Origin of the sequence: Streptomyces anulatus (assembly GCF_014650675.1) — a bacterium.
Taxonomy (GTDB): domain Bacteria; phylum Actinomycetota; class Actinomycetes; order Streptomycetales; family Streptomycetaceae; genus Streptomyces; species Streptomyces anulatus.
Genome location: NZ_BMVK01000009.1, coordinates 148,687 through 166,635, shown reverse-complemented (window position 1 = coordinate 166,635; position 17,949 = coordinate 148,687). Strand labels below are relative to the sequence as shown.

19 protein-coding genes are annotated in these 17,949 nt (G+C 73.4%); 7 read left to right on the top strand and 12 right to left on the bottom strand.

What is annotated here, in order from left to right; genetic code table 11:
• Position 1 precedes the first annotated feature (1 nt).
• The 8 genes from IE272_RS22905 to IE272_RS22870 form a co-directional block, all read right to left on the bottom strand.
• Positions 2–1,327, bottom strand: coding sequence for an exopolysaccharide biosynthesis polyprenyl glycosylphosphotransferase (locus IE272_RS22905; RefSeq protein ID WP_079045466.1), 1,326 nt, complete (start codon positions 1,325–1,327; stop codon positions 2–4).
• A 152-nt stretch (positions 1,328–1,479) separates the two neighbouring features.
• The gene (locus IE272_RS22900; protein WP_078961504.1) at positions 1,480–2,655 is read right to left on the bottom strand and encodes a glycosyltransferase; all 1,176 of its coding nucleotides are present in this window, start codon (positions 2,653–2,655) and stop codon (positions 1,480–1,482) included.
• A gap of 330 nt (positions 2,656–2,985) precedes the next feature.
• Positions 2,986–3,576, bottom strand: a complete 591-nt coding sequence (locus IE272_RS22895) for a cysteine hydrolase family protein (RefSeq protein WP_056704730.1) — start codon at positions 3,574–3,576, stop codon at positions 2,986–2,988.
• A 115-nt stretch (positions 3,577–3,691) separates the two neighbouring features.
• Positions 3,692–4,741, bottom strand: coding sequence for a polyprenyl synthetase family protein (locus IE272_RS22890; protein WP_098892977.1), 1,050 nt, complete (start codon positions 4,739–4,741; stop codon positions 3,692–3,694).
• Complete coding sequence (locus IE272_RS22885; RefSeq protein WP_190007743.1) at positions 4,738–5,796, bottom strand: tetratricopeptide repeat protein; 1,059 nt, start codon at positions 5,794–5,796, stop codon at positions 4,738–4,740. Before IE272_RS22885 ends, IE272_RS22890 begins: the two co-directional genes overlap by 4 nt.
• 222 nt (positions 5,797–6,018) lie before the next feature.
• The gene (locus IE272_RS22880; protein ID WP_050362797.1) at positions 6,019–6,666 is read right to left on the bottom strand and encodes a TetR/AcrR family transcriptional regulator; all 648 of its coding nucleotides are present in this window, start codon (positions 6,664–6,666) and stop codon (positions 6,019–6,021) included.
• Entirely contained in the window at positions 6,663–7,343 is a 681-nt protein-coding gene (locus IE272_RS22875) for a DUF4166 domain-containing protein (protein WP_073742305.1), read from the bottom strand. Before IE272_RS22875 ends, IE272_RS22880 begins: the two co-directional genes overlap by 4 nt.
• On the bottom strand, positions 7,340–8,032 hold the full coding sequence (locus IE272_RS22870; protein WP_190007741.1) for a hypothetical protein: 693 nt from the start codon (positions 8,030–8,032) through the stop codon (positions 7,340–7,342). The genes IE272_RS22875 and IE272_RS22870 overlap by 4 nt, the downstream gene beginning before the upstream one ends.
• 153 nt (positions 8,033–8,185) lie before the next feature.
• Between IE272_RS22870 and IE272_RS22865 the strand changes: the two genes are divergently transcribed.
• Genes IE272_RS22865 through IE272_RS22855 form a run of 3 tightly spaced genes read left to right on the top strand, consistent with a single transcriptional unit; the run spans position 8,186 to position 10,534 of the window.
• Positions 8,186–8,863 (top strand): ABC transporter permease, encoded by a 678-nt coding sequence (locus IE272_RS22865; protein ID WP_050362799.1) that lies wholly within the window; start codon positions 8,186–8,188, stop codon positions 8,861–8,863.
• 52 nt (positions 8,864–8,915) lie between these two features.
• Entirely contained in the window at positions 8,916–9,587 is a 672-nt protein-coding gene (locus IE272_RS22860; RefSeq protein WP_056704723.1) for an ABC transporter permease, read from the top strand.
• On the top strand, positions 9,584–10,534 hold the full coding sequence (locus IE272_RS22855) for an ABC transporter substrate-binding protein (RefSeq protein WP_057667548.1): 951 nt from the start codon (positions 9,584–9,586) through the stop codon (positions 10,532–10,534). The genes IE272_RS22860 and IE272_RS22855 overlap by 4 nt, the downstream gene beginning before the upstream one ends.
• A gap of 12 nt (positions 10,535–10,546) precedes the next feature.
• Here IE272_RS22855 and IE272_RS22850 read toward each other — a convergent pair whose 3' ends face one another.
• A complete protein-coding gene (locus tag IE272_RS22850) occupies positions 10,547–11,452 on the bottom strand; it encodes a nitroreductase/quinone reductase family protein (RefSeq protein ID WP_190007739.1) in 906 nt (301 codons plus the stop codon).
• A gap of 295 nt (positions 11,453–11,747) precedes the next feature.
• Between IE272_RS22850 and IE272_RS22845 the strand changes: the two genes are divergently transcribed.
• The gene (locus tag IE272_RS22845; protein WP_050362803.1) at positions 11,748–12,047 is read left to right on the top strand and encodes a DUF2087 domain-containing protein; all 300 of its coding nucleotides are present in this window, start codon (positions 11,748–11,750) and stop codon (positions 12,045–12,047) included.
• 13 nt (positions 12,048–12,060) lie between these two features.
• On the opposite strand, the gene IE272_RS22840 is transcribed toward IE272_RS22845, so the two are convergent.
• Both IE272_RS22840 and IE272_RS22835 read right to left on the bottom strand, forming a co-directional pair.
• Entirely contained in the window at positions 12,061–12,885 is an 825-nt protein-coding gene (locus tag IE272_RS22840; RefSeq protein ID WP_190007737.1) for an aldo/keto reductase, read from the bottom strand.
• A gap of 151 nt (positions 12,886–13,036) precedes the next feature.
• A complete protein-coding gene (locus IE272_RS22835; RefSeq protein WP_190007735.1) occupies positions 13,037–14,200 on the bottom strand; it encodes an ABC transporter ATP-binding protein in 1,164 nt (387 codons plus the stop codon).
• Positions 14,201–14,351: 151 nt separating this feature from the next.
• Between IE272_RS22835 and IE272_RS22830 the strand changes: the two genes are divergently transcribed.
• Positions 14,352–15,647, top strand: coding sequence for an alpha/beta fold hydrolase (locus IE272_RS22830; RefSeq protein ID WP_050362806.1), 1,296 nt, complete (start codon positions 14,352–14,354; stop codon positions 15,645–15,647).
• 57 nt (positions 15,648–15,704) lie between these two features.
• On the opposite strand, the gene IE272_RS22825 is transcribed toward IE272_RS22830, so the two are convergent.
• On the bottom strand, positions 15,705–16,277 hold the full coding sequence (locus IE272_RS22825; protein ID WP_050362807.1) for a rhodanese-like domain-containing protein: 573 nt from the start codon (positions 16,275–16,277) through the stop codon (positions 15,705–15,707).
• Between the two features lie 171 nt (positions 16,278–16,448).
• On the opposite strand from IE272_RS22825, the gene IE272_RS22820 reads away from it, so the two are divergent.
• Together IE272_RS22820 and IE272_RS22815 are read left to right on the top strand one after the other, a co-directional pair.
• Positions 16,449–17,183, top strand: coding sequence for a PIG-L deacetylase family protein (locus IE272_RS22820; RefSeq protein ID WP_056704710.1), 735 nt, complete (start codon positions 16,449–16,451; stop codon positions 17,181–17,183).
• A gap of 119 nt (positions 17,184–17,302) precedes the next feature.
• Positions 17,303–17,902, top strand: a complete 600-nt coding sequence (locus tag IE272_RS22815; RefSeq protein ID WP_047180196.1) for a helix-turn-helix domain-containing protein — start codon at positions 17,303–17,305, stop codon at positions 17,900–17,902.
• Positions 17,903–17,949: the final 47 nt, after the last annotated feature.

Genomic DNA, 17,949 nt, shown 5'->3' with positions numbered 1-17,949 from the left:
ATCAGCTGCCTCCGAGCCGGAACAGGGAACCCGCGGTCCGCGCGAGCACGCACGCGTCCTGCCACAGCGACCAGGTCTCGATGTAGCGGTTGTCGAAGCGGGCCCGCTCCTCGATCGAGGTGTCGCCGCGCAACCCGTTCACCTGGGCCAGACCCGTGATGCCCACGGGCAACCGGTGGCGGGCCTGATAGCCGGGATGGGCACGGCTGAACTGCGCCACGAAGAAGGGCCGTTCGGGGCGCGGGCCGACCATGCTCATATCGCCGCGCAGGACGTTCCACAGCTGCGGCAGCTCGTCGAGGGAGGTCCGGCGCAGCATGCGGCCGACCCGGCTCATCCGCCCGTCGGATGCGACGTTCCAGCGGGTGGCCGACTCCTGGACGTCGGCGGGCCGCAGCGTACGGAACTTCAGCAGCACGAAGGGGCGTCCGTGCCGGCCGACGCGTTCCTGGCGGAAGATCACGCCCGGCCCGTCGGAGAGCCGCACGGCCAGCGCGCAGGCCGCCATCACCGGGGCCGCCAGCAGCAGCCCGGCCGTGGCCAGGACGGCGTCCATCGCCCGCTTCACCCCCTGGCCGAAGGGACGGTTCGTCCCGTCGCGCAGCGGCTGGACGGTGAAGCCCCACAGATGATCGGGGCGGCCCTCCACCGGAAGCCCCGCGACGGCGCCGGGACCGGTGACCAGCCACACCCGGCAGCCGTGTCCGGCGAGCAGGGTGAAGAGGGCGGCGCCGTCCGGAGTGGCCTCGGGCGGGGCCGTGAACACCACGTGCCGCACGCTGTTCTGCACGACGGCCCGCCCCACCTCCTGGGGTGAGGCCAGGACCGGCAGCGGCACGCTGTCGGAACCCGTCGGCTGCTTCTCGTCCCCGGACGCCGGGGCGGCGACCAGACCGACCGGGCGCAGCCCGTAGGCGGGGTGGTCGTACAGGGCGGCCGTCACCTGGCGGGCCAGTGACCCCTGGCCCACGATCAGCGTGGACAGCGGGCGGCGGAGGGCGGCCCGCCGCCGCGCCCGGTACACGGCCGCGCGTCCCGCGCAGGTCAGCACGGTCTGCGTGGCGGCCCCGTACGCGAGCACCGACCAGCCGATCGCCTGCTGCGGGGCCCAGACGACGAGCACCTCCATGGTCACGTACCACTGGAGGAGGGTGAGGCCGAGGAGGGCGGGGAGTTCGGAGAGGACCGAGGGGGACAGGCGCATCCGGTGCAGGCCGCGCCGGGCGAAGAGCAGCACCTGAGCCACCGCCTGGACGGCCACCAGCAGCCAGGGCCACGGGACCGGGACGACCAGGGCGAACGTCACGGCCGGGGCCAGGGCGTCCACGCACAGGAGCGGCGCGAGACGGCCGTAGCGGACGGTCCGGCGCTCGCCGGGCTGCGCCCGCGCGCCGCCGCCGCTTCTTCGCGGCGGATGAACCGTGTGAGCCTGCACGGCTGTTGCCTGTCCAGCGCCGGGTACCGGTGCACTCTCCATCGTCATCGCTCGGTGCGCTTCCTCGTCGTGGGGCCGGACATGCCGACCAGTTCCTGGTAGAGACCGGCAACCGCCTCCGCGGTCCGTCGGACGTCGAAGGACGCGCGGGTGTGGCGCAGGGCCCGGAGGGACAGCGCCTCGCGCAGTTCCGGGTCGGTGAGCAGGGCGGTCAGCGCCGCGGCCAGGGCCGCCGGATCCTCCGGCGGCACCAGGCAGTGGTCCTCGTGGCCGGGCGGCAGGCTCTCCCGCGCCCCGTTCACGTCGGTCACCACGACGGGGCGCCCGCATGCCATCGCCTCCAGCGGGGCCAGCGCCATGCCCTCCCAGCGGGAGGGCAGCACGAGGACGTCCGCCGCGCGGATCCACGGCCGCACGTCCTCGCAGGATCCGGTGAACAGCACGCCCGGCGGGGCCGCTTCCTCCAGCCCGTCCCGGTCGGGCCCGTCGCCCACCAGGACCAGCCGGGCCCCGGCGTCCGGCATCCGGCGCCAGGCCCGCAGCAGTACGTCCTGTCCCTTCTGCCGGGTCAGCCGGCCGACGCAGACGACCAGCGGAGCATCCCGGCCGACGCCCTCCAGTAAGGGCAGCGAGGCGCGGGCCTCCGCCCGGTCCCCGCTGCCGCCGGGGCGGAAACGGTCGAGGTCGATGCCGTTGTGGATGACCGACCAGCGGGCGGCGATGCCCGCCTCCTGCCCGGTGCGGCGTTCGGACTCGCTGACGCACAGGATGTGATCGGCCCAGCGCGCGCCGAACCGCTCCCAACCGAGCGCGAGTTCCGCGGTGCGTCCGCCGACGGCCTCGAACGACCAGGCGTGCGGCTGGAACACGGTGGGCACCCGGCCGCGTACCGCGATCCGGCCGGCGAGCCCCGCCTTGGCGCTGTGGGCGTGCACCACGTGCGGGCGGCTCGCGCGGACGATCCGGCGCGCGGCGGCCACCTCACCGGCCAGCCGGGGCCCGGGGGCACGGGTGACGGACCAGTCGTGGACCTCCGCGCCCGCGGCCGCCGCCCCGAGGGCGAGCGGGCTGCCGGGCGGGCAGGCCACCACGGGCCGCAGCCCGGACCCGGCCTGGGCCCTGACGAGATCGGTGACGACCCGGGCCACTCCGCCGTCCACGGGCTGAACCAAATGAAGGACCGTCAATTGGCTTTCTTCAGTACGACGCATGTGCAGCACGCACGGCTCTCTTCGCTCAATCCGGTGAGTAAAGCCGAAGTGCACTTTGGCAGAGTTGTGGCGAAATCGTGCGCGTGACTCGCTCATACGACCACAGGGGGATGACGCGTGACGGAGGGCCGTTCGAGTGGCCGCGCGGCATATCGCCGCATGACCCGTCGGCCCTTGACGAGCAGCAGGTGAAAGGGCTTGCCGAGCGCCCCTGTACGGAAAGGCCGAGGTGTTCCGTGCCTGTCCCGGCCAATCCGGCCGCTTATATCGTCAGCCGTTTTCCGGCCTGACGTACTCGGCCGATCGCCGCACCGGATGGCGGCACCATCTATCGGCCGACTACGCCGTTCTCGTGGTGGCGGACGGAGTGGCGAAAGAGACGTTCCCGGCGCGCGCCACGATTTCCACCTCGTCTCCCAGAGCCCATTCCGCGACCCGTGACGCCATCGCCGCCGGCACCACGTCACTGATGTCCGGCGCGGCCGGAATGTCGTACGTGGCGTGGGCGTCGTGGGGCAGGACGACCCGGTAGTCCAGCTCCAGGGCCCGGCGGGCGGTGGCGAGCACGCACATCTCCGACATCACCCCGCACACGGCGAGCGCCCGGACGCCCGCCGCCGTCAGCTCGGCCTCCAGCGACGTCCCCTCGAAACCGTCGTCCTCGCTCTTGCGGATCACCGTCTCGGCCGGCCCGGTGCGCACGGGCAGGTGCAGCTCCCACCCGGGCGTCCCCGGCTCGTCGGGCTCGCCGGCCGGGCCGTCGTTCTGCAGGTGGACGACGAGCGCTCCGGCCTCCCTGGCCCGCCCGATCAGCTTCGTCACCCGGTCCAGCAGCCGCGTCGCGTCGGGAACGGCGGCCTCACCCGCGACGAAGGCTGACTGGACGTCGACGACGAGCAGTGCCGTGACCGGGGCGGGGAGGGTGGTCATGCCGGGGGAGTCCTCACGTCGTGGCGGCGGGTGCACGGCCGAACGCCCGGCCGGAGCCCATCGTGCCGTACCGAGGACCGTGGCCGCCCGCCGGTTTCCGGCGGGCGGCCACGGGTCAGCCGGTGCGGTCCACGAGGTACGGGATCAGCGTGAGCAGATCCCCGCGTGCGCCCTCCGCCAGCGGCACCCGGTCCAGGCAGTCGCGGGCCGCGTCCAGGTGTTCGTGCGCCTCGGCGACCGCGGCCCGCCGGCCGCCGGCCTCGTCGATCAGCTCGGCCGCGCGGCGCGCCGTCAGGTCGTCGAGCGGTCCGGCGGAGGTGAGCAGCGCTTCGAGGCGCCGGGCCGCCGGATGATCGGCGGACAGGGCCGCGAGCACCGGGTACGTCTTCTTGAGCCGCCGCAGATCGCTGTGCACCGGCTTGCCGGTCACCTGCGGATCACCCCAGATCCCGAGCAGGTCGTCCACCGCCTGGAACGCCACCCCCACATGCCGCCCCGCCAGGTCCAGCGCCTCGACGGTGCTCGCCGGGGCACCCGCCAGCACCGCGCCCAGGGCGGCGGCGCAACCGAGCAGGGAGCCCGTCTTGTGGGTGGCCATCGACCGGTACTCGTGCGGCAGGACCGCCCCGGGCCCGGTCCACGGCCGGGACTCGAAGAGCAGGTCCTGCGCCTGACCGTTCACCAGATCGCCCAGCGCGCCAGCCAGTTGCCGGACCGCCGCCGCGCCGCCCGGCCCCGGAGCCTCCGCCAGCGTGGAGACGGCCAGTGCGAACAGCGCGTCCCCCGCGAGGACCGCCGGGCCCGTGCCGTACGCCTTCCACAGCGTCGGCCGGCGACGACGGGTCTCGTCGCCGTCCATGATGTCGTCGTGGATGAGGGAGAAGGTGTGGATCAGCTCGACGGCCACCGCGCCGAGCACCGCGTCCGCCCCGCTGCCGCCCGCCGCCTCCGCGCCGAGCACCGCGAGCGCCTGGCGGACCCCCTTGCCCTGCGATCCGGGCGCCGGCTCGCCGCCGGTCCCGCTCCAGCCCAGCGAGAAGGCCGCCGTCTCCGCGTGCCAGGGATGCAGCCGTCCCACCGACTCCACCAGGGCCGGGCGCACGAGCTCGCGGCACCGGTCCAGTATCTGCGGCGCGCTCGCCCGGCTGGTCGTGGAAAGCGTCATCGGCGGCCGTCCCTCTCGCCCTGGGCGGCCGGTTCCACGCCGAGTTCGGCGTACGCCTTCTCGACCATCTCCTGGGCGTTGAGCAGCCCGATCCGGCTCAGCCTGCCGCGCAGTTCGTCCAGGTCGGATGCGCTGGCGTCACGGTCCCGGCCGAGCCGGGCCCGCGCCTTGACCAGGCCGAGCGAGGCCAGCGCCTCGCCCCTCGGCTCGTCCATCGCGCGGAACTCGCCGAGCGCCTGCTCGTAGACCTCGCGCGCCTCCTCGTACCGCCCGGCGCGGAAGAGCACGTTGGCCCGCATCTTGTGGTTGTACGCCAGGGCGCTGGAAAGGTTCATCTCGCGGCAGGTGACCTCCGCCTCGGAGAGCAGGTCCAGTGCGCGAGCGGTCGCCCCGTCCCGGAGGGAGACGATGTCGGCGATGCCGCGCAGTGCCCAGGCCCGGCCCCGCCGGTCGTCCGCGTCGCCCGCCAGGACCGCCGCCTCCTCGAACATCTCCAACGCGGTGTCCAGCGAACCGGTGTTGCGGTGGATCTGCGCGATGCCCTCCAGCGCCCAGACGGTATGCCGGGCCTCGCCCCGCGCACGGGCCTCGGCCAGCAGCTGTTCGTGCAGCGTCGCGACGGTCGCGTAGTCGCCCTGGATCCGTCCGGTCTCGGCGAGGCCGGCCAGCGAATAACCGCGGGCGACCACGTCGCCGCCCCGCTTCCCCAGCTCCGCGGCGAGGCCGAGCAGCCTGAACGCGAGGCGCAGCGAACCGCGTTGGCGCGCCAGCGTGCCTCCGCTCCACAGCGCCCATGCCATCGCCCCGGTGTTCCCGGCCGTCCGGGCGGCCCGATAGCTGGCCTTCCAGGCCCGGTCGGCCTCCGCGACCTGCCCGAGCCTGCGGTGTGCCTCGGCCACGGCGAGGCCCGAACGCGCCACCTCCTCCTGCGATCCGGAGAGCTCGGCCTGCCTCAGGTGGCGTACTCCCTCGGCCAGTACGTCGGTGAGCGAGGCGTTCACCGACATCTTGGTGAGCGCTCCCTGGTACTCGGGCGCCAGTGCCTTGGTCTGCATGGGGGCCTTCCGCGCGGTGCCGGGCCCGGACCGGCGTGACTATACCCTTCGTGTATACGCGAAGGGTATAGTCCGGCGGTCGTGCAGGCCCGGATCTTGTGGGGGTTGGACGCCGCACGTCACACGCGGCGAACCGTCCTGTCATCGATCAAGACGGCAGCCGGGCGAAGAGGGTTGCTCGGGAAACCCAGGTCGTTCCGCATTCCCGCAGCCGGACGCCTCCTACGCCCTCCCCGTGCGCCGCAGCCGATGGCGCACCGCACGCCGGGCCACCGGGCCGAGCTCGTCCAGCACCCCGGCCAGCCCGGCGAGCTGCTCCAGCGCGTCGAAGGCGCGACCGGCCCCCGCGGGGTCGACGCCCTCGTACAGCTCCAGGCCCACGAACGCCCCGGTCACGGCGCGCGCCAGTCCCACCGGGTCGGTGAACTCGCCCAGCGGCGAGTCCGCCAGGACCCGCACCAGGACCTTCTCGATCTCGGCGGTCCACAGGTCGAGCCCGGCCGCGGTCGCGGGCGCCAGCCGGGGCTGGGTCTGTGCTCCCGCGAGCACCTGCGCGAGAAAGGCGACATGGCCGCCCGCCCGCTCCTCCTCGTGCAGCTCACGCCCACACTTCAGCAGCTCGGCGAGGGTCGTCACGGCGGCGAGCCGGTCGCGGTGCCGGGCCACCCGTTGCTCCGCGCCGTGCCGGCAGGCCGCCGCCAGCAGCTCGTCGACCGAGCCGAAGTGATAGAAGACCAGCGCCTGGTTGACCCCGGCCGAGGCCGCCACCGAGCGGGCCGACGTCTTGGCGATCCCCTGTTCGGCGAGGGTGCGCAGCGCGCCCTCCAGCAGCTTCGTCCGGGTGTCCGCCCCCGCCGCGCTCCCCGTCACGCCCGCGCCTCTTCGCGGACCGGGCGCAGGCCCGCCCGTACGCCGTGGCGCAGGGCGTCGACATAGCGGGCGCGGAACGTTCCCTCGTACCCGAACAGCGGGCCGAAGCGGCGGTTGGTCACCGCGACCCGGATGCGGAAGCGGCCCGTGGCGTCATCGAAGGACTCGCGGACCTCGGCGTCGCCCCCGATCAGCCGGGGGACCCGCAGGTCGACGGGCCCCTCGCGGAAGCGGTGCTCTCCGGAGCGGATGAGCAGGGAACCGTCGGGCTCCGCGGTGAGCCGCAGGTCGGTGGCCAGGTGCTGGTGGGTGCCCAGGTAGTCCAGTACGCAGGACCGCTCGGGGCTGTGCACCATCGTGGCGTCGAAGCGGCGCGGACCGCCCGGCAGGGCGAACGTCCGGACGAACGTCACGGTCTCCCGGCCGTGGCCGTCGGTGTACGGCACGTTCTCGATGGTGAACGGGACGTCGCGGCCGGTCCTGGGCACCAGGATGTTGCGCGTCGCGCCGAGCGCGAGGAACGGTTTCACGAACGCCCGGCCGTGCCAGATCCGGTCCATGGAGCCGCGCCCGACGCACGCCTCCCCGCTCTCCAGGCCGACCGAGAAGCGTCGGCGCAGCTGGGGGTGGAGCCGCTCGAAGTCGTCTCCCATCGCACGGGCGAAGATCGAGGTCACGGGCGCTCCAGCCGGGCGAGGAGGGACGGGGCGGCGGCCGACCGGCCGGGCGGTGTGCGCAGGCAGCGCCGGGCGGCGGGCGTGAACGGGGACGGGGGTACCAACAGTGCGGCCAGGGCAGCGGGCAGTACGGCCGCCGGGCCGAAGGGGAGGGCCACCGCCACGACCAGGATCCGTGCCAGGACCTCCGCCAGAGCGTGCGTCAGCGACCGGGCCGGGCTGATGTCACGCTCGCACCACAGCCGCAGCCGGTCGAAGGACCAGGCGGTCGCCCAGCCCATCAGCGGCCGGAAGACAAACCGGTCCGCGACCGCGCCGAAACGGCCCCACCGGGTCCGGTAGTCGTAACCGGTCAGGAAGCGGATGCCGTCGGCGGTGGGAACGTAGCGCCAGTAGCCGCTGCCCTCGGACAGCGGCGACAGCTTCTCCGAGGAGGCGAAGCGCAGCGCGGAGACCCGCTCGCCGTCCTCCCGGTGCCGTTCGCCCGCGCTCGTCCCGGTCCCGGCGACCGTCAGGAAGGGCAGCACCCGGGTCGCGTACCGGAACCGCTGGGCGGAACCCGCCGGACCGGGCAGGTGACTGATCTCGGTGAAGCGCAGATCCCATCGCTGATGCTGGGCGGGCTCCTGCGTCCGCTGCCACAGGCGCTCCGGATCCGTGCGGATCAACGCCTCTATGTACAGGCCCATGTGTGCCCCCGGGTCGGCCACGAGGGGTTTGAGCGACTGCTCAACCCTCTCCGTTCGCCAGGACGCTACCAGAGAGGGTTGAGCAGTCGCTCAAACCCCCCGAACGGCGGACCCCGACGCGCGACGGGTTCCCCGCCGCGCTCGAATGGACGGGTGACGGCGCCCCCGGACGACTGCCTCGCCCGTAACGAGTGGATCTGCGGGGCCTACCTCTCCAGCCGCCGCGAGATCCTGGTGGACGCGGTGCTGCAACACCTCCAGCTGACCGCCGCCTCGGTGGCCGTCGCCCTCCTGCTCGCGGTTCCCCTGGCGCTCGCCGCCCGCCGGTGGCGCTGGGCGGCCGGCCCGGTGCTCGGTCTGACGACGATCCTGTACACGATCCCGTCGCTGGCGATGTTCTCGCTGCTGCTGCCGCTGTACGGACTCTCCGCCGCGCTGGTGGTCGCGGGGCTCGTCCTCTACTCCCTGACGCTGCTCGTCCGCAACATCCTGGCCGGGCTCCGGGCCGTCCCCGAGGAGACCCGGCAGGCCGCACGCGGCATGGGATACGGGCCACTGCGCCTGCTGCTCGCCGTGGAGCTCCCGCTCGCGCTGCCCGCCGCGATGGCCGGGCTGCGCATCGCCACCGTCTCCGCGGTCTCCCTGGTCACCGTCGGGGCGATCGTCGGCCACGGCGGACTCGGCAACCTCATCTACTCCGGCATGAACACCTACTTCAAGGCCCAGGTGCTCACCGCCTCCGTGCTGTGCGTCGTCATCGCCGTCGCCGCCGACCTGCTGCTCCTGGGCGCGGGACGGCTGCTGACCCCCTGGACCCGGAGGCAGGCGTGAACACCGGGCAGGGTGGGGCAGGCGTGAACGCCCTCAGCAAGCGGAGGCAGGTGTGAACACCCTCGCCGACACCTGGACCTGGCTCACCACCGCCGCCCACTGGTCCGGCCCCGACGGGGTCTGGAACCGGCTCGGCGAACACCTCTTCCTCACCGCTGTCTGTCTGCTCATCAGCTGTCTGATCGCGCTGCCCGTCGCCCTCGTCCTCGGCCACCTCGGCAAGGGCGGCGCACTCGCCGTCAACCTCTCCAACATCGGCCGGGCCGTGCCCACCTTCGCCGTGCTGGTCCTGCTGCTGCTCACCCCCATCGGCACCTACGGCCAGTGGTCGACGATCATCGCGCTCGTCCTGTTCGCCGTGCCGCCGCTCCTCACCAACGCCTACGTCGGGATGCGCGAGGTCGACCGGGACGTCGTCCGGGCCGCCCGGGGGATGGGCATGACCGGCCGCCAGCTGCTGCTGGGCGTGGAGCTTCCGCTCGCCCTGCCGCTGATCCTCACCGGTGTGCGGATCGCCGCCGTCCAGCTGGTGGCCACCGCCACCCTCGCGGCGCTGGCCGGCGGCGGGGGCCTGGGCCGGATCATCACCGCGGGCTTCAACCTCGCCTCCACCCCGCAGGTGGTGGCCGGTGCGATCCTGGTGGCCGCCTTCGCCCTCCTCGTCGAGAGCCTCTTCGAGGCCGGGCAGCGTCTCGCCCCCCGGCGTGGACGGGAGGCCGCATGAGCCGCGCCCGCCGGGCCCTGGCCGCGCTGGCCCTCCTCGCCGCCACCGCCTGCACCACCGGCCCGACGCTGGAGAACCGGGGCGAGGTCACCGCACCGCCCGGCGACAGCAGGGAACTCACCGTCGGATCCGCCGGATTCACCGAGAGCGACCTGCTGGCCCAGATGTACGCCCTGCTCCTGGAGCACGCCGGGTACTCCGCCGACATCATCTCCGTGACCAACCGGGAGATCTACGAACCCGCCCTGGAGAACGGCCAGATCGATGTCGTGGCGGAGTACGCGGCGACCTTCGCCGACTGGCTGAACGCCAAGGCCAACGGAGCTGATGCGCCCCCCGTCGGGTCGCCCGACCGGACCGCCACCATGGAGGCGCTCCGCGCGCTCGCCGCCCCACGCGGCCTGACCGTGCTCGACCCCGGCCGGGCCGTCGACCAGAACGCCTTCGCCGTCACCGCCGCCTACGCGAAGAAGCACGGGCTCAGGACCCTCAGCGACGTCGGCGCGGCGAAGCTGCCCGTACGGCTGGCGGCGGGCGACGAATGCGTACAACGGCCCTACTGCGCCCCCGGGCTGCGCGAGACGTACGGCATCGACGTCGTCGCCGTCGACCCGAAGGGCGTCGGCACCACCCCGGCGAAGCAGGCGGTGCAGAGCGGTCAGGACCAGATGGTCCTGACCACCACGACCGACGCCACCCTGGACCAGTTCGGTCTTGTCCTGCTGGAGGACGACAAGAAGCTCCAGAACGCGGACTACGTCGTCCCCGTCGTCAACCGCGCCCGTGCCGGGAGCGCCGGGGTGCGCGACGCCCTCGGCCGGCTCAACACCGTGCTGACCACCGCCGACCTGGCGTCGATGAACGAACAGGTCGACAGCTGGCGCAGACTGCCCGAGGACGTCGCGCGCACCTACCTGGAGTCGAAGAAGCTCCTCCCGGAGAGCTGAGCCACCCCGGCCTCAGGAGGCGGGCGGCGCCGGGGGCCAGGGCACATCGGCCAGCAGGGGCAGGATGTGCTCCTCCTCGTAGTCGAGGTGGGCGGTCAGCTCCTCGGTCATCCGGGCCAGTTCGGCGCGGAAGCGGTCCGGCTCCGCGATGGTGACATCGGCCAGCAGGGCGGCGAGCGCCGCCTGTACGGCCCCGATGCCGAGGTGCTCCTCCCGCAAGCGGTCGAAGACGTCCGTCAGATGCGGGTGGTAGCCCTCCATCGTGGGGAACATATGGCCGTCCTCGGCCGTGTGGTGGAACTCCAGCGCCTGGCAGAACGCCAGGCAGCGCTGCCGGATCTGGAGCCCGAGGCCGGGTGCGGGCGGTTCGCCCCCGCCCGGGTGGGAAGCCCGCGCGGCGAAGTACGCCTCCGTCTCGGCGCCCACGTGGAGCAACTGGCCGCGCAGCCAGGTGTGCACCTCCACCAGCTTGTCGGCGAGCGAGGCGATCGCGGGAACCGTCGCGTCGGGGTCGGGGAGTTCCAGGACCACGACCGGCAGCAGCCGGTCGGTGGCGTCCTGGTACTCCGCGTACCCGGGCGCTTCGGCGACGACGCGGGCGAAGAGTTCGTCGCGCCGGGCCCCTTCGGCCGGTACGGCGAGGGAATCGAACTCCTCGTCCCCGAGCTCCACCCGCACGGTGGGACGGGCGAGGAGATTGCGGTACCAGTCGGGGTGGTGCGGTGCGCCCAGGTTGGAGGCGACGACGAGGAGCCGGCGGCCGTCGCGTACGTATCCGAGGGGTGTGGTGTGCGGCTTCTCGGAGCGGGCGCCGGTGGTGGTGAGCAGGAGGAGGTCGGCGCCCTCGAAGGGGCCGCCGACCTTCCCCGCGTTGGCGCGGAACTCGGTGATGACGGACTGCTGGAAGGCATGGGGCATGGAGGTTCTGGGTCTCCCGGAAGAATGCGGGCAGGCGAAGCCCGGCGTCGCGGGGTGTCCGCGGCGAAGCGTTCGGAGGCTGAGGTGCTCAGAGGCAGGGGGCGATGAGTGGACTCATGGCGTCATCCCTGGGAAGAGGGTGCTGGCTTGACCGCCGGCCGGCCCAGATCTCTTTGGCCGACGTCACGCTGCACGTGCACCATCACAACCCGGGCGGTACGCGTCTGTCAACGCGAGGACGGGCAGCGCCGAAAAGGCGTTGCCCGTCCTCCGGATGCCTGCGACGCTTCCGGCCATGCCCGCTGAACAAGAGACCCTTGCGTCGCCGCCGCAGACCCCTCGCACCCACCGGGTCGAGGCGCTCTTCTCGCACGGCCGCCTGGTCGCGATCCCACGCAAGGAGGCCCGGCGGGAGCAGTTGCTGGTGCACCTCGCCGACACGCTGTTCGAGCGGGAGCGCTCGTACTCCGAGCGCGAGGTGAACGAGGCGCTGCTCACCGTCCACGAGGACTGCTCCGCACTGCGCCGCTACCTCGTCGTGGCGGGGCTGCTGGTCCGGCCCCGGGACGGCAGCAGCTACCGCCGCGGACGCTGACCGGTGAACCGGATCAGTTGAGGGTGTCGGGGTCCGGGCCGGTGCGCATGCCCCGGTCCAGAGCGGCGACGGCGTCCATGTCCGCGGCCGACAGCGCGAAGTCGAAGACGTCGATGTTCTGCCGGATCCGCTCGGGCGTGACCGACTTGGGGATGACGACGTTGCCGAGCTGGAGGTGCCAGCGCAGCACCACCTGGGCCGGGGACTTGCCGTGCCGCTCGGCGATGGAGACCAGCGCCTCCTCCTTGAGCAGCGCGCCCTGGGCCAGCGGGCTCCAGGCCTCGGTGGCGATGCCGTGCTCGGCGTGGAAGGCGCGCAGCTCGGCCTGCTGAAGGCCCGGGTGCAGTTCGACCTGGTTGACGGCGGGGACCAGCGTGCCCGTCTCCAGCAGCCGGCTCAGATGCGCGGGCTGGAAGTTGGAGACCCCGGCCGCGCGGATCCGGCCGTCGGCGGCCAGCTTCTCCAGGGCGCGCCAGGACTCCGGGTACAGGTCGTGGGCGGGCGTCGGCCAGTGGATCAGGTAGAGGTCGACGTGGTCGAGGCCGAGCTTGGCCAGGCTCGCGTCGAAGGCGGCGAGCGTGGCGTCGTAGCCCTGGTCGGCGTTCCACAGCTTCGTGGTGACGAACAGCTCCTCGCGGGGGATCCCGGAGGCGGCCAGCGCCCGGCCCACGCCGATCTCGTTGCCGTAGATCGCCGCGGTGTCGATGGACCGGTAGCCGGCCTCCAGCGCGGCGGAGACGGCCGCGGTGGTCTCGTCGTCGGGCACCTGGAAGACGCCGAAGCCGAGCTGGGGAATGGTCACGCCGTTGTTGAGCGTGACGGTGGGAACGGTGGACATGTGACGGCCTTCCGGTAGAGCGGTGCAGCGGTGTGCCTCGTGCGCGTCGCTCGCCGGAATCTCTGGCGTACGACGTTTACTGGCGTCAACAATAATTGCACGCGCGGGTTATCTGCAAACGCGGGCAAGGTGTGCCGGGTCACCCCCGCCCCTACGCGTCCGCCACGGAGTCGAAATCCACCTCCTCGCGCCCCACCCCCTGCGCGTCGGCGTCCACCGACCGGCGCAGCGCCTCATGCAGCTTCGCCGGGGTGAGGACCCCGAGGAACCGGGCTCCGTCCAGCACCGCCACCCATCCCGCGTCGTGCTGGAGCATCTCGCTGAACGCCTGCTTCAGCGGGGCGCCCACCGGCACCCACGCGTCCATCCGGCGGGCCAGATCACCTACCGTCTGCCCCTCCTCGGCCGGCCGCAGCGCGTCCGCCGACACCCAGCCGTGCAGCTCGCCCCCGCCGTTCAGCACCACCGCCCACCGGGCCCCCGCCGCCCCCAGCCGGGCGGCCGCCTCCCGGGCGGGCTCCTCCAGCCGGGCCACCGGAGGCTCCTCCAGGTCCTCCGGCTCGATCGCCGTGACCGACAGCCGCTTCAGCCCCCGGTCGGCACCCACGAACCGGGCCACGTACGGGGTCGCCGGGGTGCCGAGCACGGCGGCCGGGGTGTCGAACTGCTCGATACGGCCCTCCCCGTACACCGCGATCCGGTCGCCCATCCGCACCGCTTCCTCGATGTCGTGCGTCACCAGGAGCACCGTCTTGCGGACCCGCTGCTGGAGCGCCAGGAACTCGTTCTGCAGCCGCTCCCGCACCACCGGGTCCACCGCGCCGAACGGCTCGTCCATCAGCAGCACCGGCGGATCCGCCGCGAGCGCCCGCGCCACCCCCACCCGCTGGCGCTGCCCGCCGGAGAGCTGCGCGGGATAGCGCGAGCCGTACGTCCCCGGGTCCAGGCCCACCAGGTCCAGCAGCTCCGCCGCCCGCTCCCGGGCCCGTGCGCGCTTCCAGCCGACCAGCGCCGGAACGGTCGCGGTGTTGTCCAGGACGGTCCGGTGCGGGAAGAGGCCCACCTGCTGGATCACATAGCCGATCCGCCGGCGCAGTTTCACCGGGTCGATCCCGGCGATGTCCTCGCCGTCCACCAGGATCCGGCCCGAGGTCGGCTCGATCAGCCGGTTCACCATCATCATCGTGGTCGTCTTGCCGCAGCCGGACGGCCCCACCAGGGTCACCAGCTCGCCCTCCGCCACCTCGAAGGACAGCCCGTCGACCGCCGTCGTCCCGTCCGGATAGACCTTGCCGACCTGCTCGAACCGGATCATGCCTGCACGCTAGGAGCCCCCGGGCCACCGCGCACACGGGCCGGGACCGTCCGGGGCACCCGGCACGACCCCTTCGCCGGACCGGTGCGGCCATGTGCTGAACTGGCCCTTTCGCCCGGATCAGCCCGCACCCCCGGATTCAGGAGTTCCCGTGATCAGTTACCGGCAGCCCGGCGTCGTCCTCACCGACCGGCGTTTCACCGTGCCCCTGGACCACAGCGACCCCGGCGGCGAGCAGATCGAGGTCTACGGCCGGGAAGCGGTCGCCACCTCCCGGGCCGGCGAGGAACTGCCCTGGCTGGTCTATCTGGAGGGCGGCCCCGGCTTCGGCGCGCGCCGGTTCGTCGGCACGGAGGCGTGGCTCGGCCGCGCCCTGCGCGACTACCGCGTACTCCTCCTCGACCAGCGCGGCACCGGACGGTCCACCCCGGCCAACCGGCAGACCCTCCCGCTGCGCGGCGGCCCGCGCGAACAGGCCGACTACCTCGCCCACTTCCGCTCCGACTCCATCGTCCGCGACTGCGAGCTGATCCGGCCCCAGCTCACCGGCGGAGCACCCTGGACGGTCCTCGGCCAGTCCTTCGGCGGCTTCTGCGCCGTCCGCTATCTTTCCTCGGCGCCCGAGGGCCTCGCAGCGGTCATGATCACCGGCGGACTGCCCTCGCTGGACGCGCACGCGGACGACGTCTACCGGGCCGCGTACCCCCGTATCGAACGCAAGGTGGCCGCCCACTACGCCCGCTACCCCCAGGACGTCGAGCGCGCCCGCGCGATCGCCGCACACCTCGCCGAGCACCGGCCCGAGAGCGCCGGACACCGGCTGACGCCCGAGGGCTTCCAGTCGCTCGGCATCATGCTCGGCAGCGGTAGCGGCAGCCACCAGCTCCACTACCTGCTGGAGAACGCGTTCGTCCGCACCCCGGGCGGCACCGAACTCTCCGACGCCTTCCAGGAGGCCATCCGCACGGCCGCCTCCTTCGCCGGGCACCCGCTGTACGCCGTGCTCCACGAGGCCATCTACGGTCAGGGCGAGCGCCCCACCGCCTGGGCCGCCGAGCGCGTCCGGGCGGAGTTCCCGCAGTTCGACGCGGCGACGGCGCTGGCGGGCGACGGCCCGGTCCTCTTCACCGGCGAGACCATCCACCCCTGGCACTTCGACGTCGACCCGGCCCTGCGCCCGCTGCGCGAGACCGCCGAACTGCTCGCGCAGCGCACCGACTGGCCCGCGCTCTACGACCCCGAGCGGCTCGCCGCCAACGAGGTCCCGGTCGCGGCGGCCGTCTACCACGACGACATGTACGTCGACACCGAGGAATCGCTGCGCACGGCGGCGGCGATCCGGGGGCTGCGGACCTGGGTGACGAACGAGTACGAGCACGACGGCGTGCGCGCGGGCGGACCCCGCGTACTGGACCGGCTGCTGGCACTGGTGCGCGACGAGGCCTGACCGGCCGGGCCCCGCACCCGCCCCGGGGCCGGTCGTGGACCGGCCGGCCCCGGCGGATCAGCGCTGGAGCTCCTCCAGCGTGGCGTCCAGGTCGCCGGCGGCACGCGGGGCCCGGTTGTGCGGCAGCTTCGAGAGGACCGCGGCCATCCCGCAGGTGTTGCTGAGCGCCGAGTACACCAGGCCCGAGCCGACGCCCGCGGACAGCCAGCGCGCGGCGGGGAAGCGGATGCCCGCCACCAGCCCCGCCACCACCAGCGAGCCCGCCGCGAGCCGCACCTGACGCTCCATGGGCCAAGTGGTGCGCGCGCCCTCGGGGCGGTCCAGGCCGCGACCGTCGCCCTCCCAGGCCGACGTGCCGCCGGTCAGCGTCACGGCCTCGATGTCCGCTCCCGCGAGGATCTCGCAGGCCCGCGTCGACCGGACCCCGGAAGCGCACACCACCAGCAGCGAACCGCGCGCGGAGGCGGACTTGAGCGCGGGCAGCGCGTCCGGCAGCTTGTCGAGCGGGATGTTCAGGGCGCCGGGAACATGTCCGGCGGCGTATTCGCCCGGAGCCCGCACATCGATGACGGTGAACTCCTCCAGACGGGCTGCGGCCTGGGCGGGGGAGAGGGAGGCGGGGCTGGGCACGAGCGGGTTCCTTTCGTTCGCCGGAGCGGTGGGTGAGGGGGACGCCCCCACCCGGCCCGGAAGACCGGGCCGGCCGTGTTCGCGGTGACCGTCACCGGACTCCAGCGTCGCACGCCCGGAGCCGGAGCCGGTCGGCCTGCCGTCACGACGGTACGTGGGTAGCCTGCCGGTATGACGTCGCAGCGACTCGACCCCATGCCCGTCGACTGGCAGCGCGCCCTGGCCGTGGTCGCCCACCCCGACGACCTGGAGTACGGAGCGGCCGCCGCCGTGGCGGAGTGGACCGACGGCGGGCGGGAGGTCGTCTACCTCCTCGCCAGCCGCGGCGAGGCCGGGATCGACACGCTGCCGCCCGAGGAGTGCGCGCCGGTGCGCGAGCGCGAGCAGCGGGCCAGTGCCGCCGTCGTCGGCGTGCGGACCGTGGAGTTCCTGGACCACCGCGACGGTGTGATCGAGTACGGCATCGGGCTGCGCCGCGACATCGCCGCGGCCATCCGCCGTCACCGCCCCGAGCTGGTGATCACCCTCAACCACCGGGACACCTGGGGCGGGGTCGCCTGGAACACTCCGGACCACCGTGCGGTCGGGCGCGCCGCACTGGACGCCGTCGCCGACGCGGGCAACCGCTGGATCTTCCCGGAACTCGGCGAGCGGGGACTCCAGCCGTGGGACGGGGTGCGCTGGACCGCCGTGGCCGGCAGCGACCGGCCCACCCACGCCGTCGACGCGACGGCCGGTCTCGAACGCTCGGTCCGGTCGCTGCTGGAGCACCGCACGTACATCGAGGCGCTGACCCAGGAGGACCCGGAGCGGTACTGCCGGACCTTCCTGACGGGCATGGTCGAGGCGGCTGCCGAGCAGTTCGGCGGACGGCCGGCGGTCACCTTCGAGGTCTTCGCCCACTAGGGAGTGACCGGCGGCTCCTGACCGGGTCCCCGGCCTGTCCGGCCCTCACCCCCCCCCGGGCCGCCGTCGACGGAGTTGGCGGGGTTGACAAACCGGCTTGCCGATTCTGCAATGGCCGCATGAAGGAACACGACCGGGACGACCCGGAACTCGAGGCCGTTCTCACCGGCGTCGGCCCCCGCCTGCGCCGGCTGCGCAAGGATCGCGGGGTCACCCTCGCCGACCTCTCGGCGGCCACCGGCATCTCCGTCTCCACGCTCTCGCGGCTGGAGTCCGGCGGCCGTCGCCCCAGCCTCGAACTGATGCTGCCGATCGCCCGCGCCCACGAGGTGCCGCTCGACGACCTCGTGGGCGCCGCACCGGTCGGCGATCCCCGGGTGCGGGCCAAGCCGATCGTGCAGCACGGCCGGACGATGCTGCCGTTGACCGCCCGGCCGGGCGGCCTCCAGGCGTACAAGCTGATCCAGGAGCCCGGCAGCGGCGGCCCGCCGGAGCAGCGCACGCACGAGGGGTACGAGTGGCTGTTCGTGCTCTCCGGAAAGCTGCGGCTGCTGCTGGCCGAACACGATCTCGTGCTGGAGCCGGGCGAGGCCGCCGAGTTCGACACCCGGCTGCCGCACTGGTTCGGCCCGGCCGAGGACGAGACGGTGGAGTTCCTCAGCCTGTTCGGCCCGCAGGGCGAGCGCATGCACGTACGGGCGAAGCCCAAGCGCGCCTGAGGCCAGGAGCCTCCGGAGCCCGGGGCCGGGGTGTTCCCAGATCGGCA